Annotated in this window: 18 protein-coding genes; 11 read left to right on the top strand and 7 right to left on the bottom strand. The window is 42.6% G+C overall.

From position 1 onward, the window contains the following. Positions 1 to 100: 100 nt before the first annotated feature. The 6 genes from ACEN9X_RS25760 (at position 101) to ACEN9X_RS25735 (ending at position 9,365) form a co-directional block, all read left to right on the top strand. A complete protein-coding gene (locus tag ACEN9X_RS25760; protein WP_413667858.1) occupies positions 101 to 3,241 on the top strand; it encodes a SusC/RagA family TonB-linked outer membrane protein in 3,141 nt (1,046 codons plus the stop codon). 12 nt (positions 3,242 to 3,253) lie between these two features. Continuing rightward, positions 3,254 to 5,068 (top strand): RagB/SusD family nutrient uptake outer membrane protein, encoded by a 1,815-nt coding sequence (locus ACEN9X_RS25755; protein WP_413667857.1) that lies wholly within the window; start codon positions 3,254 to 3,256, stop codon positions 5,066 to 5,068. Between the two features lie 19 nt (positions 5,069 to 5,087). After that, the gene (locus ACEN9X_RS25750) at positions 5,088 to 5,792 is read left to right on the top strand and encodes a DUF3823 domain-containing protein (RefSeq protein WP_413667856.1); all 705 of its coding nucleotides are present in this window, start codon (positions 5,088 to 5,090) and stop codon (positions 5,790 to 5,792) included. Between the two features lie 23 nt (positions 5,793 to 5,815). After that, positions 5,816 to 6,967, top strand: a complete 1,152-nt coding sequence (locus ACEN9X_RS25745; protein ID WP_413667855.1) for a hypothetical protein — start codon at positions 5,816 to 5,818, stop codon at positions 6,965 to 6,967. Between the two features lie 62 nt (positions 6,968 to 7,029). Further along, on the top strand, positions 7,030 to 8,046 hold the full coding sequence (locus ACEN9X_RS25740; RefSeq protein WP_413667854.1) for a family 43 glycosylhydrolase: 1,017 nt from the start codon (positions 7,030 to 7,032) through the stop codon (positions 8,044 to 8,046). 35 nt (positions 8,047 to 8,081) lie between these two features. Then, positions 8,082 to 9,365: a glycoside hydrolase family 71/99-like protein gene (locus tag ACEN9X_RS25735; RefSeq protein WP_413667853.1), complete on the top strand. Its 1,284-nt coding sequence runs from the start codon at positions 8,082 to 8,084 to the stop codon at positions 9,363 to 9,365. A 286-nt stretch (positions 9,366 to 9,651) separates the two neighbouring features. On the opposite strand, the gene ACEN9X_RS25730 is transcribed toward ACEN9X_RS25735, so the two are convergent. Together ACEN9X_RS25730 and ACEN9X_RS25725 are read right to left on the bottom strand one after the other, a co-directional pair. Then, positions 9,652 to 10,716, bottom strand: coding sequence for a M20 family metallo-hydrolase (locus ACEN9X_RS25730; protein WP_413667852.1), 1,065 nt, complete (start codon positions 10,714 to 10,716; stop codon positions 9,652 to 9,654). Positions 10,717 to 10,877: 161 nt separating this feature from the next. Further along, positions 10,878 to 12,203: an MFS transporter gene (locus ACEN9X_RS25725; protein WP_413667851.1), complete on the bottom strand. Its 1,326-nt coding sequence runs from the start codon at positions 12,201 to 12,203 to the stop codon at positions 10,878 to 10,880. A gap of 140 nt (positions 12,204 to 12,343) precedes the next feature. On the opposite strand from ACEN9X_RS25725, the gene ACEN9X_RS25720 reads away from it, so the two are divergent. Beyond that, positions 12,344 to 13,630, top strand: a complete 1,287-nt coding sequence (locus ACEN9X_RS25720) for a DUF2851 family protein (protein WP_413667850.1) — start codon at positions 12,344 to 12,346, stop codon at positions 13,628 to 13,630. A gap of 4 nt (positions 13,631 to 13,634) precedes the next feature. Then, the gene (locus tag ACEN9X_RS25715) at positions 13,635 to 13,856 is read left to right on the top strand and encodes a PspC domain-containing protein (protein WP_022830549.1); all 222 of its coding nucleotides are present in this window, start codon (positions 13,635 to 13,637) and stop codon (positions 13,854 to 13,856) included. 109 nt (positions 13,857 to 13,965) lie between these two features. On the opposite strand, the gene ACEN9X_RS25710 is transcribed toward ACEN9X_RS25715, so the two are convergent. Next, positions 13,966 to 14,325 (bottom strand): DUF1493 family protein, encoded by a 360-nt coding sequence (locus ACEN9X_RS25710; protein WP_121224761.1) that lies wholly within the window; start codon positions 14,323 to 14,325, stop codon positions 13,966 to 13,968. A 205-nt stretch (positions 14,326 to 14,530) separates the two neighbouring features. Here ACEN9X_RS25710 and ACEN9X_RS25705 point away from each other — a divergent pair, with 205 nt between their 5' ends. After that, positions 14,531 to 15,223 (top strand): HAD family hydrolase, encoded by a 693-nt coding sequence (locus tag ACEN9X_RS25705; protein WP_413667849.1) that lies wholly within the window; start codon positions 14,531 to 14,533, stop codon positions 15,221 to 15,223. Between the two features lie 100 nt (positions 15,224 to 15,323). Here ACEN9X_RS25705 and ACEN9X_RS25700 read toward each other — a convergent pair whose 3' ends face one another. The 3 genes from ACEN9X_RS25700 to ACEN9X_RS25690 form a co-directional block, all read right to left on the bottom strand. Next, complete coding sequence (locus ACEN9X_RS25700) at positions 15,324 to 15,836, bottom strand: GNAT family N-acetyltransferase (protein ID WP_413667848.1); 513 nt, start codon at positions 15,834 to 15,836, stop codon at positions 15,324 to 15,326. A gap of 52 nt (positions 15,837 to 15,888) precedes the next feature. After that, entirely contained in the window at positions 15,889 to 17,070 is a 1,182-nt protein-coding gene (locus ACEN9X_RS25695; RefSeq protein ID WP_413667847.1) for an ATP-binding protein, read from the bottom strand. Between the two features lie 160 nt (positions 17,071 to 17,230). Further along, positions 17,231 to 17,842: a hypothetical protein gene (locus tag ACEN9X_RS25690; protein ID WP_413667846.1), complete on the bottom strand. Its 612-nt coding sequence runs from the start codon at positions 17,840 to 17,842 to the stop codon at positions 17,231 to 17,233. 142 nt (positions 17,843 to 17,984) lie between these two features. Here ACEN9X_RS25690 and ACEN9X_RS25685 point away from each other — a divergent pair, with 142 nt between their 5' ends. Further along, a complete protein-coding gene (locus tag ACEN9X_RS25685; RefSeq protein ID WP_413667845.1) occupies positions 17,985 to 18,911 on the top strand; it encodes a DnaJ C-terminal domain-containing protein in 927 nt (308 codons plus the stop codon). A 13-nt stretch (positions 18,912 to 18,924) separates the two neighbouring features. Then, complete coding sequence (locus tag ACEN9X_RS25680) at positions 18,925 to 19,215, top strand: chaperone modulator CbpM (protein ID WP_413667844.1); 291 nt, start codon at positions 18,925 to 18,927, stop codon at positions 19,213 to 19,215. Positions 19,216 to 19,579: 364 nt separating this feature from the next. Here ACEN9X_RS25680 and ACEN9X_RS25675 read toward each other — a convergent pair whose 3' ends face one another. Continuing rightward, positions 19,580 to 21,265 carry a MutS-related protein gene (locus tag ACEN9X_RS25675; RefSeq protein ID WP_413667843.1) on the bottom strand — a complete coding sequence of 562 codons (1,686 nt, stop codon included), beginning with the start codon at positions 21,263 to 21,265 and terminating at the stop codon, positions 19,580 to 19,582. Between the last annotated feature and the right edge of the window lie 79 nt (positions 21,266 to 21,344).

Genomic DNA, 21,344 nt, shown 5'->3' with positions numbered 1-21,344 from the left:
GACATCAACCCGCCGTAAGGCTTGCCGCCGCATGCGCTATTTATTACCCCAAGTGGGTAACCAACCAAATAAACTTAACCAATCAACAAAGAGAGACGATATGAAAAAATATAAATACTTACTTATACTTTTCTTCCTTTTCCCGCTTAGTTTGTTAGCCCAGCAAACTACCATCAACGGGAAAGTAATAGACTTAACCGATGGGTCGACACTTCCGGGGGTAAGTGTAAAGATCAAGGATACAAATACTGGCGCCATTACAGATTTAGCCGGCAAGTTCCAGCTCCAGGTACCCGGGCCTAATGCCATCCTGCAGGTATCCTATATAGGTTATATAACACAGGAAATAGCCGTTAAGGATATTAAAGACGGCACTATCGCCCTAAAAACAACCAATAAAAGCCTTGAGGAGGTTGTAGTTGTAGGTTACGGTGTGCAAAAAAGGGCAACCATTACAGGTTCCATTGCTACACTGCAAAGCAAAGAGATCACTACAACCAAAAACGAAAGCGTTATTAATATGCTTACCGGTAAAATACCCGGTGTGCGTATTGTACAAACCACTGCCGAGCCAGGTTCCTACGCCAACAATTTGAATATCAGGGGTTATCAAAGCGCTCCGCTAATTGTTATTGATGGTATTATCGGAGGTGACCAATCAACCGTTGGCCGTATGGACCCAAATGAGATTGAAAGCATTTCGGTACTGAAAGATGCGGCGGCTTCTATTTATGGTATGCGTGCAGCTGGTGGTGCTATCATTATCACTACAAAAAAGGGGGGCAAAAACGGCAAGATCAACATCAACTATTCAGTTAACGATGCTATACAAACTTTTTTGGGTATGCCCGAAGGTGTTGGCGCTGTTGATTATATGTTGTTAACCAACGAAAAAGTTAAGCGTGATTTTGCTAATAACTTTGTGCACAATGTTACACCACAATACTCATATGCCGATATTAAACCATGGCTCGACGGCACTTATAAATCAGCCGACTGGATTGGCATGGTTTTCAAGAAAACCGCCAACCAAATTCAGCACAATCTGAACATTGATGGTGGTAATGATAAGATCAGCTATTTCTTCAACTTTGGATATCAGAACCAGGATGGCGTATTTAAAACCGGCAGTCTGAATTATAATAAATACAACTTCCGTTCAAACGTTACCGCAACCATCACCAAAGGCTTAAGGGCACAAGTACTAACATCGGCCTGGATGGACGAAAAGAATCTGCCTTATACTGATGAATGGACCATTTATAAATATACCTGGAACCAGATCCCCACTCACCAGATCTACGCTAATGACAATCCGCTTTATCCGGCGGTAATAGATGATAACATGAACCCATCTATCATTACCGATGCCAATAAAGTAGGCAGCAAACGATTCAGAAACAAGAACATTACCAGCCAATTAAATTTACAATATGACATCCCTGGTGTAACTGGTCTTACCGCCAAAGCTTTATTCAACATTGATTATGGCACGGCCGATAACAATATCATCAGAAAATCATTTTCACTGTATACTTACAAAGCCGATAATGACACTTACATACCAAGTGTAGTAAACTCGCCGGCAGGTATTACCCGCCAGTATTACACCCACTTTAATACGCTAAGTCAGTTAACGTTAAACTATGCCCATACCTTCGCTAAAGACCACAACATTACAGCAATGGCCACCTATGAGCAAAGCCATGAAACCGCCGATAATTTTAACGCTTACCGCGATATCGAGATCCCGGTTGATTATCTGTTTGGTGGTCTGCAAAACTCTAATATGTCGGGTGGTATGGATGCAGGTGCTTTACAGGACCGTGCCCACAGGAGTATCATAGGTCGTTTAAATTATGATTATAAAGGAAAATACCTTGCCGAGTTCAGTTTTCGTCGTGATGGTAATAACCTATACAAACCCGGCTCAGACCAGTGGGGCTTTTTTCCCGGCGGATCAATAGGCTGGGTGTTAACCAGGGAAAGCTTTTTCCGTAATCTGGTATCTGAAAATATCCTTTCAAACCTGAAGATCAGAGCTTCATACGGTCAAACTGGAGATGAAGCAAATGCTCCTGCATTTAACTATGTAAATGGCTACACTTATCCTGTAAACAGCTACATATTTGGCTCAAGCGCAGTAAATGGCTCAGCACCTAAATTAGGAAACGCAGGTTTAACATGGTCGGTAAATACCATCAAAAATATCGCTGTTGATTTCGGTTTGTTTGGGGGTAAAGTTGATGGTACTATTGAGGTTTTCAGGAACGACAGGACTGGTTTACCGGCACAGCCGGCAGTAGCTTTACCGGGAACTGTAGGTGCTGCCGTACCACAAATCAACTATAACAGTGACCGTGTTCAGGGCCTGGACTTCAACATGTCGTACCGTAATACCTTTGGCCAGGTTGGCTTAAACGTAACCGGCAATATTGGCACCACACGTTTAAAGGCATTAAAAGTACTTCGTGGCGGGTCGGGTAACGAATACCTGAACTGGAAAGAGAACCAGACCAACAGGTATCAAAATGTTTGGTGGGGACCTGAATATGCAGGACAGTTTACCTCATATAACCAAATTTATAACTATGGTGTAAATACCGGCGGCGGTAATAACAATACTATTCCCGGCGACTATTACTATAAAGACTGGAACAATGATGGTGTAATTGACGATAAAGACAGCCATCCTATTGCCACTACCGATATCCCGTTGTATAACTATGGTCTCACCATTGGTGTAAGCTACAAAGGCTTTGATATGAACATGCTTTTACAGGGTGCTGCAGGTGTATATGTACAATACGGTGAGCAGTTTGCATCGCCGCTAATGTATGGCCGCAGCGCGTTAACCCGTTTCCTGGATAGCTGGCATACTGTAGATCCTTCGGCCAACGTATTTGATCCGAATACGCAATGGGTACCAGGTTATTATCCTGCAATGGGCTCGCCGGATGCTCAGGGTACAAAAGCTATTCAAAACGCCAGCTACCTGCGCGTCAAAACGCTTGAATTTGGTTACTCGCTGTCGCCTGCTGTATTAAAAGCCATTGGGGTGAGGAAATTCCGGGTTTATGTAAACAGCTACAATCTACTAACATTCACCGGATTAAAGAATTATGACCCGGAACACCAGGGGCCTAATCCGAGAGATGGCGGCAACTTTGGTGTAGCCCTTGGCGGTTATACCTACCCAATGAACAGGACCTTTAACCTGGGTGCAAATGTTTCATTCTAAATCATTTAACACATGAAAAAAATACACAAACTCATTATAGCGATTTCTGTCGGTGTAGGTACTTCGGTAACTTCCTGCCAAAAATTAGACATCCCGCCTACTAACATTTTTACACCTAATATCATTTATGATAGCGAATCGGGCGTAAAATCATTTTTAGCAACTATTTATCAAAACCTTCCTATCGAGGATTTTAAATACCGGCCCGACCAGGGATTTAAAACCGGCAGTAACGACTGGGAAAACTTCTATAACTCGGCTTCGGTTACCGGCGAAGAAGTTGGCCCATTTGGTGGCATGGATATAGGCGGCGGTTTTGGCTACTGGCCTTACGGCGATATCAGGAATGTGAACACCCTGATCGCCGAGCTTCCAAAACATACCGCAGCTTTAACTCAAAACACGGTGAATGCCTTATTGGGTGAAGCTCACTTTTTACGGGCTTACTATTACTTTGGCTTAGCCAAACGCTATGGCGGCGTCCCTATCATTAAAGAGCCCCAGGATCCGGCTGCTCCGTTATCCGAATTACAGGTACATCGTGATAAAGAAGAAGCCACCTGGGATTTTATTGGTGCGGAACTTGACCTTGGTTACCAGATGATGCCTGAAACAAGCGATGCAGGCAGGGCAAATAAATATGCTGCCGCCGCTTTAAAATCAAGGGTAATGTTATACGCAGCCTGTATTGCCAAGTATGGCTCAACCAATTTTGTTGATGGCCCGGCACGCTCCCAAGGTTTGGTAGGGATCCCCGGAAGCAAGGCTAATACCTATTTCCAGGCCGCTTACGATGCTGCCAAATTATTGGAAGGTCATTATTCGCTTTATAATGCTAATTCGGATAAAGTGCAGAACTATGTTGACCTGTTCCTTAAACCAAGTCCTGAAAACATCTTCATTAAGCAATACTCTATTGCTAATCATACTGCACATAGCTGGGATGATACCATGTCGCCACGTTACTTTACCGCTAATGCATTATCCCGCTCATATCCTACCCTTGACCTCGTGCAGCTTTGGGGTAATCTGAACGTAACTAATGACGACGGCACCCCTAAACGCTTCGATAATCGTGCCGAACTAATGCAAGGACTTGAACCAAGGTTGCTGGCTACCATCTACTTCCCGGGTGCTATGTTAAGGGGGCTAATGTTTGACATGCAGCGTGGTATCTACCCTTCTTTCAGCGGGACTGCCGCCGCAGAAGTCGCCAAACAACCAAACTCACGGTCATATATACTTGCAGGTGATACCAAAACCCTTTACCAGGGCAAACAGGTTATCGGTTTTACGGGCCCATGGACCGGCGGCGACGAGTTAACACGTACAGGTTTCTATGTGCGTAAATACGTTGATTACAATAAACCACAGGCATCGGTAGACTTAAACAGAAGCGAGCAGCCCTGGATTGACCTGCGTTACGGCGAAATATTGTTGAACCGTGCCGAGGCAGCTGTAGAGTTGGGCAACAATGGCGATGCTTTAACCTCTATCAACCTGCTCAGGAGCCGCGCCGGCGCAACACCTTATGGCTCTATCGATCTGGATAAAGTACGCAAGGAACGCCGTATGGAACTTGCTTTCGAAAATCAATATTACTGGGATCTGAAAAGATGGCGCATTGCCGATGTGGTGCTTGACCGTGCCCACTTTAAAGGTCTGATGCCATATTATGTATTAAATGAAAACAAATACATTTTCCTGGCCGAACCTGAATTGTTTAACAGGGAGTACACTTTCCAAAAGCAATTTTACTATGAGCCTATCCCTGGCGGCGAAATCGGCAAAAATCCTAACCTGCTTCCTAACAACCCTAATTATTAAGAATTTAAAAGTTAAAGATATGAAAAATCTGATTGGTAGAATTTTGGTGGGCATAGCTATACTGGCAAGTTCTGCATGTACAAAAACAGATAACTACGATGGCCCTAATGCTTCATTGCAGGGTAATATATTATCATCCGAAGGCGGCAATCTCCTTACCTCGGGCGGCAGCACCACTATCAAACTGCAGCAAATAGGCTGGACTACCCCGCAAACCATTCCAAGTAAATTTGATGGTACTTATGAGGATTCAAAATTGTTTAAAGGCGGGTATAAAATTGTACCTACCGGCGGCGCTTTCTGGCCGGTTCTCGATACCGTAACGGTTAACATTGGTCAAGGCACCAAGCATGACTTTACGGTTACACCGTATACCGTGATCAAAAACTTCACGCATACCTTAACCGGTACCACACTCACACTCACGTTTGATATCGACGCACCTATTGTTGCCGGTTTACCAACCATCAAAGACGTGCAGCCATATGTAAATACCACCAAACTGGTAGGTACAGGCGCTTCTATCCGTGACTTTTCGGATGTGAACGCCAAAACCATCAACAAGGCATTTATTGATATGAGCGCTGCCGAAAAATCGATAACACTTACTGTACCCAATCTTATTCCGGGGCGTACGTTCTTTGTTCGGGTGGGCGTTCGCCTGAGCGATAGTTTTAACAGCTCAAATTTTTCGGAAATAGTACAGGTAGATATTCCTAAATAAGTTAACCTAAAACCAAAAAGGAAATGAAATTTATAAAGACAATGATGGCTTGTTCCATCCTCATGATAGGCCTGATAGCCGTGGGCTGCAAAAAGGAAAAATATATTTCGCGCGATACATCATACCTGAAACCACCACCGCCGGATACCACTAAGCCACCTGCAGTAGATCCTACGCTGGTATCCTTTGACAATGCGGATAAAACTGACGGCTGGCAAACTGTTGGTACACCAAGTATCGCGACAAGTGGCCAAAAAGAAGGCGCAGGATACCTGAAAAATACCATTGCCAACGGTAGCGACTTTATGCAGTTTATTAAAGATCTGTCAACACCGGTAGATACCAAACTTACCGGCAATAACGGGCAGTTTAAATTCTGGTGGTATGTTTCAGATGTTTCGTTACTCAAGGCTGATGGCTCTATCGAGATCACGAGCTCAGGTAAATCAGACGACCATGAATCGGCATGGGATGTAGCGCCATTGATCCCTACCCTAAAAAATGGGTGGAATGAGATAGCCCTAAACTTCAGCAAAGCTATTAAAACCAATGATGGCGGCGCCGATTATTCGGCCATCAACCACTTCAGGATCTTCTTCTGGACGCAAACTAAAGACCATGCTGATTTTATTACAGGCGTTGACGACTTTGTGTTCAGGGCGGCGCCTGCACCTCCACCAGTAATGTTTGACAATGCCGACAAGGCTGATGGTTGGCAAACTGTGGGCACGCCAACGATAGCTACCACCGGCCAAAAAGAAGGCACAGGATACCTGAAAAACACCATTGCGAACGGAAGCGACTTTATGCAGTTCATCAAGGATATCGATCCTCCGGTCAATAGTTCCTTTAGTGCTGCTGATGGCAGGTTCACTTTCTGGTGGTATGTATCAGATGTATCATTGCTAAAAGCCGATGGTTCTATCGAGATCACCAGCTCTGGTAAATCTGATGATCATGAATCAGCCTGGGATGTAGCGCCATTGATACCAACGCTAAAAAATGGATGGAACCAGATAACGCTGGATTTTGATAAGTCTATCAAGCCCTCTGGGACTGATCCGGGTGCCGATTACACCAAGATCAACCACTTCCGGATCTTTTTCTGGACTAACAGCAAAGCTCACGACGACCTGGTTACCGGTGTTGATGACCTGCGCTTTATCTCAAAATAAAACATACTAAAACAAGCCCGGCAATTGGAATATTACTGGTTCCGGGCTTAAATACATCAATAATGACCATATCTAGTTTAATAAAATCCATAGCCCGCAAAAGCGCTTCGGCTGCCATGACTTTCAGTTTGGTAATACTCATTGCAAGTTGCAGCAAGGCGCAGGACAAACAGTCAAAACAAAACAATGGTAAGCCTGTTGCCGAAACTCCCCTCGCCCCTAATCCTTTTATCCGCGATATGTACACCGCCGACCCATCTGCACACGTTTGGGCTGATGGCCGTTTGTATGTTTACGCCTCGCACGATATTTATCCTGCAAGAGGTTGTGATTTGATGGATCAATACCACGTGTTTTCTACCGATGATATGGTACACTGGAAAGACCACGGCGAAATTCTTCGCGCATCGCAGGTATCCTGGGGCCGTAAAGAAGGTGGCTTTATGTGGGCGCCAGATTGCGCGTATAAAAATGGCACCTATTATTTTTATTTCCCCCACCCAAGCGATACCAAATGGAACGAAAGCTGGAAAATTGGTGTGGCAACCAGCAAAAGCCCGGCAAGCGGTTTTACCGTGCAAGGCTATATTAAAGGACTTGAGTCGATGATTGATCCCTGTGTTTTTATTGATGATGACGGACAAGCCTACTTTTATTATGGTGGTGGTGGCATCTGCAAAGGTGGTAAGCTAAAGGATAATATGATGGAAATTGAGGGCGAAATGAAGCCAATGGAGGGGCTTAAAGATTTCCATGAAGCAAGCTGGGTGCATAAACGCAATGGCATTTATTATCTCTCCTACTCAGATAACCACGACGTTAACGGAAAGCATAACCGCATGAACTACGCCACCAGTAAAAATCCGCTTGGCCCATGGACATACGGCGGAATTTATATGGACCCAACTGATAGTTATACTAATCATGGCTCTATAGTGCAGTACAAAGGTCAGTGGTATTCATTTTATCATACCAGCGCATTATCGCATGAAGACTGGCTGAGATCCATTTGCGTGGATAAGCTTTATTACAATACCGATGGCTCAATCAAAATGGTCGAACCTACAGCTTCAAAATAGCCAATCGAACACATAACCCCTTTAATCAATGATCGATGAAAAATATCAGAAGTAAAAACCCAACAACTTTTTGTATTGCCGCCATGGTAGTGTTGGCGTTAAGCTGTTCAAAGAAAAGTAGCAGTGGAGGTGATGTTACACCACCGGATAAGCCAAAAGACACGATAGACCTTACCCCATCGCCCGTTGGCGACGTAGTGGGTAAAGTTGTTGTTGGCTACCAGGGCTGGTTTGCAGCAATTGGCGATGGCTCCCCCATTGACAGGTACTGGCATTGGGCGCAAACCTGGGAAGAACAGCCTTCGCCAACCAACACGGCAATTAAATCATGGCCCGATGTACGGGATTATACCCAAACCTTCCCTACCAAATATGCTAACCTTAATAACGGCCAGCCGGCAAATGTGTTTTCATCCTTCTCTGATCAAACTATTGATGTGCAGTTTAAATGGATGAAACAATATGGCATTGACGGCGCTGCCTTGCAACGCTTTAACCCAAGCGGATTGGAAGGCCCTGTACGTGATGCAATGGCGGCGAAAACCAAAATAGCGGCAGAAGCAAACGGCGTAAAGTTTTACATCATGTATGATGTTAGCGGCTGGAAAAATATGCAATCGGAAATCAAAACCGACTGGACCAACAAAATGTCGGTTTATACCGCATCTCCGGCTTATGCCAAGCAAAATGGTAAGCCGGTAGTATGTATCTGGGGCTTTGGTTTCAGTGATGATAACCACCCTTTTACCGCTGCACAATGCCTGGATGTGATCAAATGGTTTAAAAGCAAAGGGTGTTATGTTATTGGCGGCGTACCTACCCATTGGCGTACCGAGGATAGCGACTCGCGCCCGGCATTCCTTTCAGCTTATAGCGCCCTGGATATGATATCGCCCTGGATGGTTGGCCGCATTGGCAATAAAAGTGAATCGGATAGCTTTTACAGCTCGGTTAACCGCCCGGATGTGGCCTATTGTAAGGCCCACGGTATCGATTATCAGCCATGTATCCTCCCCGGCGATCTGCAGGAACATCAGCGCGCTCACGGTGATTTTATGTGGAGGCAATTCTTTAACATGAAAAGTGTAGGAGCACAAGGACTTTACATCTCCATGTTTGACGAATATAATGAAGGCAACCAGATAGCCAAGACCGCCGAAAGCCAGGATTTTGTTCCGGCGGGATCATCATTTGTAACCCTTGACGAAGATGGTACAGCTTGCTCTGCAGACTACTACCTGAGGCTTACAGGCGATGGTGCAAAGATGTTTAAGGGATTAATCCCGTTAACACCTACAAGGCCTACGCCGGTTAAATAGGGTTAGATCTTTTGAGGCTATTCTAAGCCAGGGTCTTTGAGAAGCAAAAGAATCTCATCTCTACCACGTCATTATATATCCGGTTTAATTAATACGCTCTCCCCCGTTGACCGTGTCCTCCCGGTCAACCTGTATGCAATAAAAAAAGCCTTATCAAACTATATGTTTCATAAGGCTTTATGAAGAGCAAAACGTCCGTGAGGACACGGACGCAGGGATATGATTTAGAAGATTTACGAAGTTTTAAAACTTCGTAAATCTGGATTCAGCAAGCTGTTACCGGTACTTAATTAATACGCTCCAGCATCTTAATATATAGCTCAATCCCTTCCCTGATCTCATCCACATACACAAACTCATCAGCAGTATGTGAACGTGCAGAATCGCCGGGGCCAACTTTTATAGATGGGATATCAAGCAACGATTGATCGGACGTGGTTGGTGAACCGTAGGTGGTACGGCCAAGTGCAATACCTGCCTGAACTATGGGGTGTTCTTTTGGGATAGATGATGGTTTTAACCTGATAGAACGTGGTTTTACATCGCTTGCAACATGTTCACGGATGATCTCTAATACTTCCTCATTACGGTAGGCATCGGTAACACGCACATCAACAGTATAAACACAGCTGGCAGGTACCACGTTATGTTGTGAACCGGCGTTAATAATGGTAACCGACATTTTTATCGGCCCAAAAACTTCCGATTCTTTAGGAAATTTAAAAGTACGGAACCACTCAATATCAGTTAAAGCTTTGTAAATAGCATTCTCCCCTTCTTCGCGGGCAGCATGACCTGCACGGCCATGGGCTGTACAATCCAATACCATTAACCCGCGTTCGGCTATGGCCAACTGCATCAGGGTTGGCTCGCCTACAATACCAAAAGATAATTGCCCTAATTCGGGGATGATCAGCTCCAGGCCGTTCACACCCGAGATCTCTTCTTCGGCAGTTGTGGCTAAGCAAAAATTATATTTCAGGTTTTCCTTATCATGAAAGTACAGGAACACCGCTATAAGCGAAACAAGACAGCCTCCGGCATCATTACTGCCAAGGCCATATAATTTACCATCTTCAATTTTGGCATCGTAGGGATCACGTGTATAGCCTGAATTGGGTTTAACAGTATCATGATGTGAGTTAAGTAAGATAGTTTCTTTTGCCGGATCGAAATGTTTGTTCCAGGCCCAGATGTTATTTAGTTTACGATGAGTAGTTACTCCGTGCGATTGCAGAAATTCGTTGATCAGATCGGCTGTGCGGTCTTCTTCTTTACTAAACGACGGTATGGATATCAGTTGCTGCAGTAAGGTTACTGCCAGTTGAAATAAATTGCTTGTTTCAGTCATAAATTTAAGGGTCCTCCCTTGTAATGAACGGGCAAAATTAATACTTTTTATTCACGTGGATGAAATACATTTCCTGAACATTAACCGGGCGTGATAGATTTACCGTTAATTTAACACCTGATTAACGCGAAGGTTACATACCCATTTGCACATCGAAAAATTTACTCATCTTCCATTTTTGAATGCTTACGTGTATCGTTCATAGTGACGTACAGGATCAATGAAAGCGCAATACAAACAGTTACATACCAGTAAAACCATTGCGCATGGTGTTCATTTTTGAACCATAAGGCAATATACTCGGCAGTACCACCAAATAGCGATACCGCTATGGCATAAGGGAAGCCTACACCCAGAGCGCGTACATTAGCCGGAAAAAGTTCGGCTTTTACAACCGCGTTGATGGAGGTGTAGCCGCTTACAATGATCAGTGCGCAAAGGATCAGTGCAAATGCAACCCATACATCTTTGGTATGACTTAGTAAGGTCATAATAGGGATAGTGCAAAGCGTACCCAGTATCCCAAAACCAATAAGCAACGGTTTACGGCCAATTTTATCTGACAGTAAGCCGAATAAAGGTTGGATCACCATAAATACAGCCAACGTTAAGGTGGAGATGAGCGTAGCGGCGCTTTTGCTAAAACCTGAGGTATTAACCAAAAACTTTTGCATATAGGTAGTGAACGTATAAAAAGCCAGCGTGCCGCCAATGGTTAATCCTACTACCGTAAAGACCGCTTTAGGATGTTGTGTTAAAGCTTTTATGGTACCATTCAGGGCATTGGGCTTAGTTCCCTCCTTTTCAAACGATGCCGATTCCTGTAAGCTCCGTCTTAAATACATGGTGGTAACGGCCAGTATAGCCCCTATACCAAAGGGAATGCGCCAGCCCCAGTCGTGCAGTTGTTTTTCGGATAAAAATGCTCTTTGCAGCAAAACTAATACGCCCAGTGCCAGCAATTGCCCCATAATGAGCGTTACGTATTGAAAGCTTGAATAAAAACCACGATGTTTTTTCGTGGCCATTTCACTTAAGTATGTGGCGCTGGTACCGTACTCGCCGCCAACACTCAAGCCCTGGATAATACGGGCTAACACGAGCAATATAGGCGCGGCAACACCTATAGATTTATAGCCCGGCGTTATAGCAATGATAAGCGAGCCGACGCTCATGAGTAATACAGAAAATGTGAGCGCCGTTTTACGGCCGCGTTTATCGGCAAAGGTACCCATCACCCAGCCGCCTATTGGCCGCATTAAAAAGCCTATGGCAAAAATACCCGCTGTGTTTAATAGCTGTACTGTTTGGTTTTCTGATGAAGAAAGTTGAGCCTGTGGAGGAAAAAAAGCATCCGAAAAATAAAGAGAAAAGGCAGTGTAAGCATACCAGTCATACCATTCAACCAAATTACCCAGCGATCCCCCAATGATGGATTTGATGCGCCCACCCATAGTTTGGGGTATTGGTGATTTTATTTCATTCATAGGTTTGGCAGATATTGTTGGTTTCCGTAATATTAGGGATTTTAAAATAGAGGTACAATACCAATATAATAACCGGCATATTTAACTTTAATAAAACAACTTAATCAACCCAATCTAACCTTATTAACCACTCACCGAACATGTTATTCACCGAAGATTTTTTGCATTACATCTGGAAATTCAGACTTTTTGAGCGCGAAAACCTGCAAACTGTAGATGGTGAAGAATTGGAGATCTTTTCGGCAGGGCTGCATAATTCTGATTCGGGCCCTGATTTTCATAATGCAAGGATCCGCATCGGCGAAACGGTTTGGGCTGGAAATGTAGAAGTACATCTTTCTGCTTCTGACTGGCAAAAGCATGGACATACGCACGATGGCGCGTATGATAACGTGATACTGCATGTAGTTTATCGCAATGATGTGCCGTTGTTTCTGCCAAACGGGCGCAAAGTTCCAACGCTTGAACTGCAAAACCGCATCAGTGAAGAGCTTTATAATAAATACCATAAACTGGTTTTCGGCAACCAAACCTTTATTCCCTGCGAAGCTGGTATTGCAACCGTTGATGGCCTCACCATGCAAAACTGGCTTACCCGCGTGCTGGTTGAACGGATGGAAAAACGATCCGCCAATGTAGCGGCAGCTTTGGCATTAAACAAAGGCGATTGGGAAGAAACTTTTTACCAGTTCCTGGCTGCGAATTTTGGTTTTAAAGTTAATGCCCTGCCATTTGAATTAACGGCTAAGTCCCTGCCGCAGCTAATCCTCGCCAAAAACAAAAACAACGCTATGCAAATAGAGGCGCTGATATTTGGGCAGGCAGGCTTTTTGGAGGGTGAGTTTAAAGATGAATACCCATTAAAACTCCAAAAGGAATACGGGTATCTCCGCAAAAAATACAACCTTAAGCCGGTTGAGAACCACCTGTGGAAGTTTATGCGGTTAAGGCCCCAAAATTTTCCAACCATCAGGCTGGCTCAATTTGCAGCGCTTATAGTACAATCAAACCATCTGTTATCCAAAATACTGGAAATTAAAGAGGTGAAAGCATTCCGTGGTTTATTTACGGAGATCAAAGTGAACGATTACTGGGAAGATCATTACCGGTTTGATGTACAATCCAAGCCATCGTCAAAAAATATGGGCGATGGTTCTGTTGATATCTTGTTGCTCAATACGGTGGCTTTGTTCCTCTTTAGTTATGGCAAACAGCATCAGCAGCAATATTATATTAGCCGCAGTCTTAAATTATTAGAAAATTTACCAGCCGAAAAAAACAATATTATCGCCGATTTTGTTAACTTAGGAGTGAAAATTGATACTGCGTTTGAATCACAGGCATTGCTTGAGTTAAAAAATAGTTACTGTAACTATAAGAAATGCCTGCAATGCGGCGTTGGTAATAAGATACTAAAACTGGCCTGACACCATGCTACAGCGAATACTCACTTTTTTTGAACGGTACTCTTTTGGCGTATGCACCTATCTTGGCGAGCGTTTTAATATTTCTATCTCCAAGATCCGGCTATTCTTTATCTACTCTTCGTTCCTGGCGGTAGGCTTTCCGCTTATATTTTACTTCTTTGCTGGTATTGTACTGGATATCAGAAATTTCATCAAACGTAAACATACAGGGGTTACAGATCTTTAACCGCTGATCATTTCTGATTACGTTGATTTCGCTGATTTTTATTTGGGGGGATTCCACCGATTATTTTTTGATTTCACCGATTCCGGATTAGTGAAACCTATATCGTTCATTAAACCAATTTGCCCGTCTTAACGGCATCTTGCAGGTTACGCACCTTAAATTTGGGAGTGTAGCAGTATTGAGCCAGCTGTTTAACCCATGTGGTGTTGTAGCCAAACATCAGTTTTATCATCTTTACCCGGGTTGAGCCCTTGGGATAGCCGTATTTATACCAGCTGAATTTGGACGGATCGACATTAAACTCTTCGGCAAAATCGGCAAGAAAAAGATCTATCTCAATATCGAAAATATCCAGATCAAGATCGATACTGGTATCGAGGCTAAGACTATGCGGATCAATATTGTGGATCTTATACCTGTTGCAATAATCAACAATAAATTCTTTTAAGGGTGGCAGTATCTCTTCCATTTAAACGAATATTAATTTGACCATTTAAGTTATGAGACGTAGCTTTTGAAATAAGGTTGCATACAAATTTACTTTATTTTTAAATCGCTTAAATTGAGCTTAATAGTTAATAAATGTTAAATATTTATTGCTACTTAACAGCTCCCTATGCTATTAAAATCAACCTGATGTATTATTATTGCACCAGGTAAACCACATACTTCAAATGAACCTAAAAGTAATTGCCTTTGATGCCGATGATACCCTTTGGGTAAATGAACCTTACTTTCAAGCTACCGAAGAAAGGTTTTGCAGCCTGCTTGAAAATTTTTCGCCACAGCATACCATTTCCAAAGAGCTTTTTAAGGTTGAGGTTGATAACCTGCCGCTTTATGGCTACGGGATAAAAGGCTACATCCTGAGCATGATAGAGGCTGCGCTAAGCATTTCCGAAAAAAACATCAGTGTTGAGGTAGTTGAAACCATACTGCAGTATGGCAAGGATATGCTTAACCAACCGATAGAGATATTAAATGATGTGGAGCATGTGTTATACTCACTAAAAGACCATTACCGATTGGTAGTTGCTACCAAAGGCGACCTGCTTGACCAGGAGCGCAAACTCAAAAAATCGGGGCTGGCACATTATTTTCACCACATTGAGATCATGAGCGATAAAAAGGAGGACGATTATATCAAGCTGATCAAACATTTAGATATTAATCCTGAAGAATTCATGATGATCGGTAACTCCCTAAAATCAGATGTGATGCCGGTGATCAATATTGGCGGTCACGCCGTTCACGTCCCCTTTCACACTACCTGGGCGCATGAACACGTTGAAACCGTTTTAACCCACGAAAACTTTAAACAGGCTGATAAGATCAGCGAGGTGCTGGCGTTTGTTTTGAAGTCTTAAGCTCCAAGTCGGAAGTCTTGAGTATTAAGTTTAAAGTCAATTTACTCTGCTCAGTACTTTCGACTAAAAACTTAGAACTTAAGACTTCCTACTAAAGACTCTAAATACTTTTCTCCATTACAATCAGCTCAATGTGCTGTTTAGCATCGCCAAAACGGCCATGTGCGTGAAAAGGCTGAATTTCGCCGGTTGGTTTGTAACCACGGCGCTCGTACCAGCTTATCAGCTCAAAACGGGTGCTGATCACCGTCATGGTTAGCGTATGACAATTGTGCTTACGTGCGTAAACCTCAGCTTCCTCTATCAACGCACGGCCTACGCCTTTATTCTGTAATAATGGCGACACGCTGAACATGCCAATATATAGTTTTGGATACCTGACTTCAAGATAAACAGTACCTGTAATGTAGCCATCTTCATCAGTATGCTTTAAAATGATGATATTTTCATCATTCATATAACCGGCAAGTGTGTCTTCATCAATGCGAATGCCGCCAATCAGGTCGGCTTCAGTTGTCCAGCCCTGTTTGGAGCTTTCGCCACGGTAAGCACTGTTTACTAAAACATTAAGTTCGGGAACATCAGTAAGGGTAGCTTGAGTTATTACAGGCATATGATCAATTTAAGGATGCCAAAGGTACTGGTTGTACATTAAATAAAAGACTTCAAATTACCATTTTGAAGCTTGTACCTTTTCCGGGGGCACTTTTTACAGTAATTTTCCCGTTAAGGCGATCAATGAACTCTCTGACCAGCAATAATCCCAAGCCACTCCCCTTTTCATTGTTAGTGCCCAGGGTTGATTTGTGATCGTTCTTTGTAGAACTCAGAAGTTTTTCGGCCCTTTCGCTTGTCATGCCAACACCTGTATCAGTAACCTCAATTACCATATGCTTATCAACATAGGTCATATTTACTGTGATAAAACCATTTTGCGTGTATTTATTGGCGTTGCTTACGAGGTTCCTTAATACAAATTCAACCGCTTGCATATCTGAGTTTACCAGTGTTTCGATAAATACATTATTTACCATGGTGTTATTTTTGGCATATGCGTTTAAGGACTCAGATGTAAAAACGCTTTCAACAAGTTCGTGGAGATTGAAATCGGTATAGTTAAAACGGGCAAATTTCATTTGCAATTCGCCCCAGCGCACAACATTGTCAACCATATTAATGGTGTTATCAAGCTGATCTGATACCATTTCAATCATTTCCGTTGCATCACCTGCATCCAGAATATCTGATTGTTTAAACTCAATTATTGATTTAATAGATGCCAGCGGATTACGAACATCATGGGCTAAGATAGAAATAACTGTTTTTTGCGTTTCGGATAAATAATGCAGGCTCTTATTTTTGATACGAAGCTCCGTTATTTTAATAATATTAGCAGCCAATACTTTAAGGCCAAACTTCTGATCGGCTGTTAATGTGCGCGGAGTATTGTCAATTACACAAAGCGTGCCCAGCCTACTGCCGCTTTTGGTAACGAGGGGCATACCTGCATAAAACCTGATGGCCGGCAAATCGGTAACGAGCGGGTTATCGTAAAAACGATCATCCAGTGCAGCATCCGGCACTTCAAAAAGCTGATCCTGCAATATAGCATGGCTGCAAAAGGAGGTTCCCCTTTCTGTTTGCGGAATTTCCCAACCAACCCTGGCTTTAAACCATTGCCGATTAGTATCAACAAGGCTGATAAGAGAAATAGGCATATTGCATAATGAGGATGCGAATTTGACAATATCATCAAACTCATCTTCCTGTGGAGAGTCAAGTAATCCGGTGCGGTACAGATCCTGTAACCTGGCCTCTTCGTTTTCGGGCAGCCGCGCTTCCAACATTAACTAATTAGGTTATAATCAAGTGATAAATTAGCAGGCGGATGTTGAGTAAAGATGCAAAAAAAACTGATCAAGCAAGCAAAATCTACCCACTTTCAGGTAGATTTTGCTTGCTTGATCAGCACCTTAATTAATAATTAAGCGTTGCTATTCAGAAGAATTATTTCTGCTTAATTAATAAATTAGTAACGTTTGAGCGCTTTATAAAACCTATCCCTATAATTGTTAATGGAAGCAATAGCAAGATATCAGCCAGGTGGGCCACCAATGAGATCCGCAAAATCCGGCTTACAGGAAAAGCTACAGCTGCAAGGCCGATCAGCAAACCAAGCCAAACCGGTACTGCCTTTTTTCGAACGAGGTTTATGGCTAACACCAATAAGCTTAATGGAAACAACGGGCCTGCCCAAAAAAGTAACAACCCCGAACTAACAGGATATTGCCTCAAAACATCGAGATAATTATGATGAGAAATTTTAAATATAGTTGACAAGTATCCCAGCATACCAAACCCCATTGCCCCCATGCAACATCCATAAACAGCTATTAATAAACCTATTGCTGAATAAAATGGCATACTGTGCTTTAACAAGCCAAATAAGGCATACAAAGCTGGGATCCAAAATACCGTTGACAGGCAGATCAGGGTTGCTGCCGTTACCCCGTATTGTCCGTCTATCCAAAAAAATGTTGATATAAAAAACAACAATGGCGCAGCCACAAGGCAAAACCCTTGTAATGTCTGTTGCTGGAAATCGATTTCGGCTTTCATAATTTAAAGGATTTGCCAACTATGACCCCGATATACTATCTTGGGTTACACTATTATCAAATGACACTAAAAAAGCTATTCGTTTAAAACCAAGCTGTATATTTAGTAGTTAATAACACATCTGTTTATATTAATCCCCGCCATGGCTTTTATAGATTACTACAAAGTATTACAGCTTGATAAAAATGCATCAGAAAAGGATATTAAAAATGCATACCGTAAACTGGCCCGAAAATATCACCCAGATCTTAACCCCAACGACGAGGAAGCCAACAAAAAGTTTCAGCAGTTAAATGAGGCAAATGAAGTATTGAGTGATCCTGAAAAGCGTAAAAAATATGACAAGTACGGCGAAAACTGGCAGCATGGCGAAGCATACGAACAGCAGTCGCGCCAACAGGCCGGGAATCAGGGAAGCGGTTTTGGCGGCTACAGCGGCTTTGGCAATGCCGACACATTTGGTGGTGCAGAAGGTTTTGGAAGTGAAGATTTTTCAGATTTTTTTCAATCAATGTTTGGAGGCGCAGGAGGTACCCGGGGCAGCAGACAAGCAAAATATCGTGGACAGGATTATAATGCTTCATTGAGCCTAAACCTCCGCGATATTCTTGAAACTCATAAACAAACACTTACAGTTAACGGCAAAAACATCCGTATAACTATACCGGCAGGTGTTGAAAACGGGCAAACTATTAAGATAACCGGGCACGGCGCTCCGGGTGTAAACGGCGGCCCGGCCGGTGACCTGTATATCCAGTTTAATGTGGCCCCCGACACAAATTTTAAACGCGACGGTAATAATTTATATACTACATTGAAACTTGACCTCTATACGGCAGTTTTAGGCGGGGAAATAACTGCCGATACTTTAAACGGCAAGGTTAAGGTAAAAGTAAAGCCCGAAACACAAAACGGCGCCAAAGTAAAGCTTAAGGGCAAGGGTATGCCTGTTTACAAAAAAGAAAATGAGTTTGGCGATCTGTACCTGACCTATGATATCCAAACCCCTACTAACCTTACCGAAAAACAAAAGCAGTTATTTGAAGAACTGGCAAAATCATCAACCTAAATTTAAACACATTATGAAAACAGCAGAATTAATAGCAGCAAATGATTTTTGTGTATATCATAATGTTGAATACACGTTTATCACATCGTTACATGAAGCGGGCCTGGTTGAGTTTACTATTATTAACGAAACTACATTCATCCCACAAACAGAACTCCAAAAACTGGAGAAACTAATCAGTTTACATGAGCTTGATATCAATATAGCTGGTATAGAAGCTATCTCCCACCTGCTTCAAAGGGTTGAAAAACTGCAGGAGGATATGCGATACCTGAAAAACAGATTGAGGTTGTATGAGGATTAATTTTTACCAATTTTAAGAGAAAGGAAATATAACGCGTCATTGCGAGGTACGAAGCAATCCCCAAGAAGCAGAGCAGCTATACAAATCTCTCTGTACAGTTTGGGATTGCTTCGTACCTTATAATGACGTGATCGTAAGTTATTGATTATTAAAATATGTTTTTTATCAATATTATAAATATGGGCGTTGCCTGTGGCCCGTGCTATCCGCTCATACTACACAAGGCATTAGCCACAAGGCCGGTATCCGCTACTATCACTAACGCGGCCCGCACACAACCGCTACATCACGATTTTTTTCAGGTTTCCCCTGATGGGTACTCTCAATGACGCTATTTTAATTAATTGCAGAAAAGCTACCGCCACTACACCAAATACTTATTCATCATCCGTTCGCTTATTATATTGGCTTCATCAATAACAGCTTCGGGGTATCCCATCGATTTTAGAATGGCTATTCCGTTGGTACTTTTAAGTAAGCCTTGTTTCAGCAGATAATCAAACACAAGCACCCGACCATCTTTTGAGTCGGAAAACGAGTATACAACAAAATCATCGTCCAGCAGTTCGGCAAGCTCAAGGTCGTGGGTTGATACAAATACGAAATTTTGATTGGCGGTGATATAGGAAAGTACCGACTTAGCCGCTGCTATGCGTTCAATCGTATTGGTACCCCTGAAAATCTCGTCGATGATGACCAGGCTTTTTATAGCCTCTTTTTGAGAACTTTGATCGATAATATTTAAAATAGCCGAAGCCTGCGCCTGAAAATAACTTTTTTGTTCATCAATATTATCGCTGGTTTTAATACTGGTTTGTATTTTCAACAGCGGTGCTTTATATGCTTTTGCACAACTTGTAAATATGGTTTGCGCCAGCAGGGTATTTAAAGCCAGTGCTTTAATAAACGTTGTTTTACCCGACATGTTCGATCCCGTGATCAATGCTCCCCTATCTGCATCTGTAGTATAAAGAGAATTAGCTACACAATTGGCTATCAATGGGTGAAACAGTTCGGTAATCTCTATTTTGCCGTTGACATCAGTAAACTCCGGCTTCGAGTAAACATGCATGCCGTCACGCACAGATTGTATAGCTATCATCGCATCAGCCTGGCCGATAAATTCATATACTTCTTTTATATCGGTGCGGTATTTAGCAATTTGTTTTAACGACGAGGTATAGGTATTGGGTTCTATTACAAAAAGCAATTTAAACAACTTAAAAGCGGCATAACTGATATCACTTGTATTATTCACGAAGCGGCTTTCTATATTTACAAACTTAAGTGCCCGTTTTAAGTCTGTTAAATTGGTAAGGCTTTGCTTTACCGCTGCAGCAGCGCCAAATTTCCCGCTTTTTACCAATGCCACTGCTACCTTATACATGATCAGTAACTGCGGTAAGGATCTGGCATATCCCGAAATAGCCTTGCGGCTGGTTAGATGTATGGCGATGTTGTAAACAAACAATAACACCAAAAAGATAAAACTATAGATATTGGGTATTACGATTAGCGATATTAATGCCGCAACGATTAGGAATGAAGAAACCTTTGAGTAAAAATTTACTACCGATGAAAATACCGGTTGATGTGCTTTAAGGAAAAGGTCGGCGATAAAATACGCATTGGGGTCGTTAAGTTTTGATAGTTCAACTTCGATAAGTTCCCGGCCCGGAATATCCATATTAAGATCCTCGACAGCATTGTCAAGATCATGCAAAGCGTCTACATCAGTTGTAGGATGATGCAGTAAATTAAAAAGATATTGTTTACCGGGCTTGCTGTTTGTTCTGTCGATATAATTGAAAACACTAATCAAATCAAGGTCATCTGCTGTCTGAACCGCAAGCTTATCTTTATCCTCTGCCGAATCTAAATAAGTTCTGATCAGGTCGAAATTTCGGCGTGCATTGATAGGCTTGCCCCATTTACCCTGAATTTTCACCAATCTTTTTTTTGCCCAGCGTAACCTATCATAATACGATTTAATATAAAGCACACCCGCGATGATAAGAACAACTATTGTAGAAAAGACAAAGTAATACATGCCTAAAAATATAAAATTAAAATTAAACCAACTCTCCTGTCACCAGTCATAATTATGTACTACAATTTAGGTATTAACT

The sequence above is a fragment of the Mucilaginibacter sp. Mucisp86 genome (genome assembly GCF_047324315.1).
GTDB lineage: Bacteria > Bacteroidota > Bacteroidia > Sphingobacteriales > Sphingobacteriaceae > Mucilaginibacter.
The sequence above is the reverse complement of the archived record's forward strand: the minus strand, read 5'-3'. Positions and strand labels throughout refer to the sequence as shown.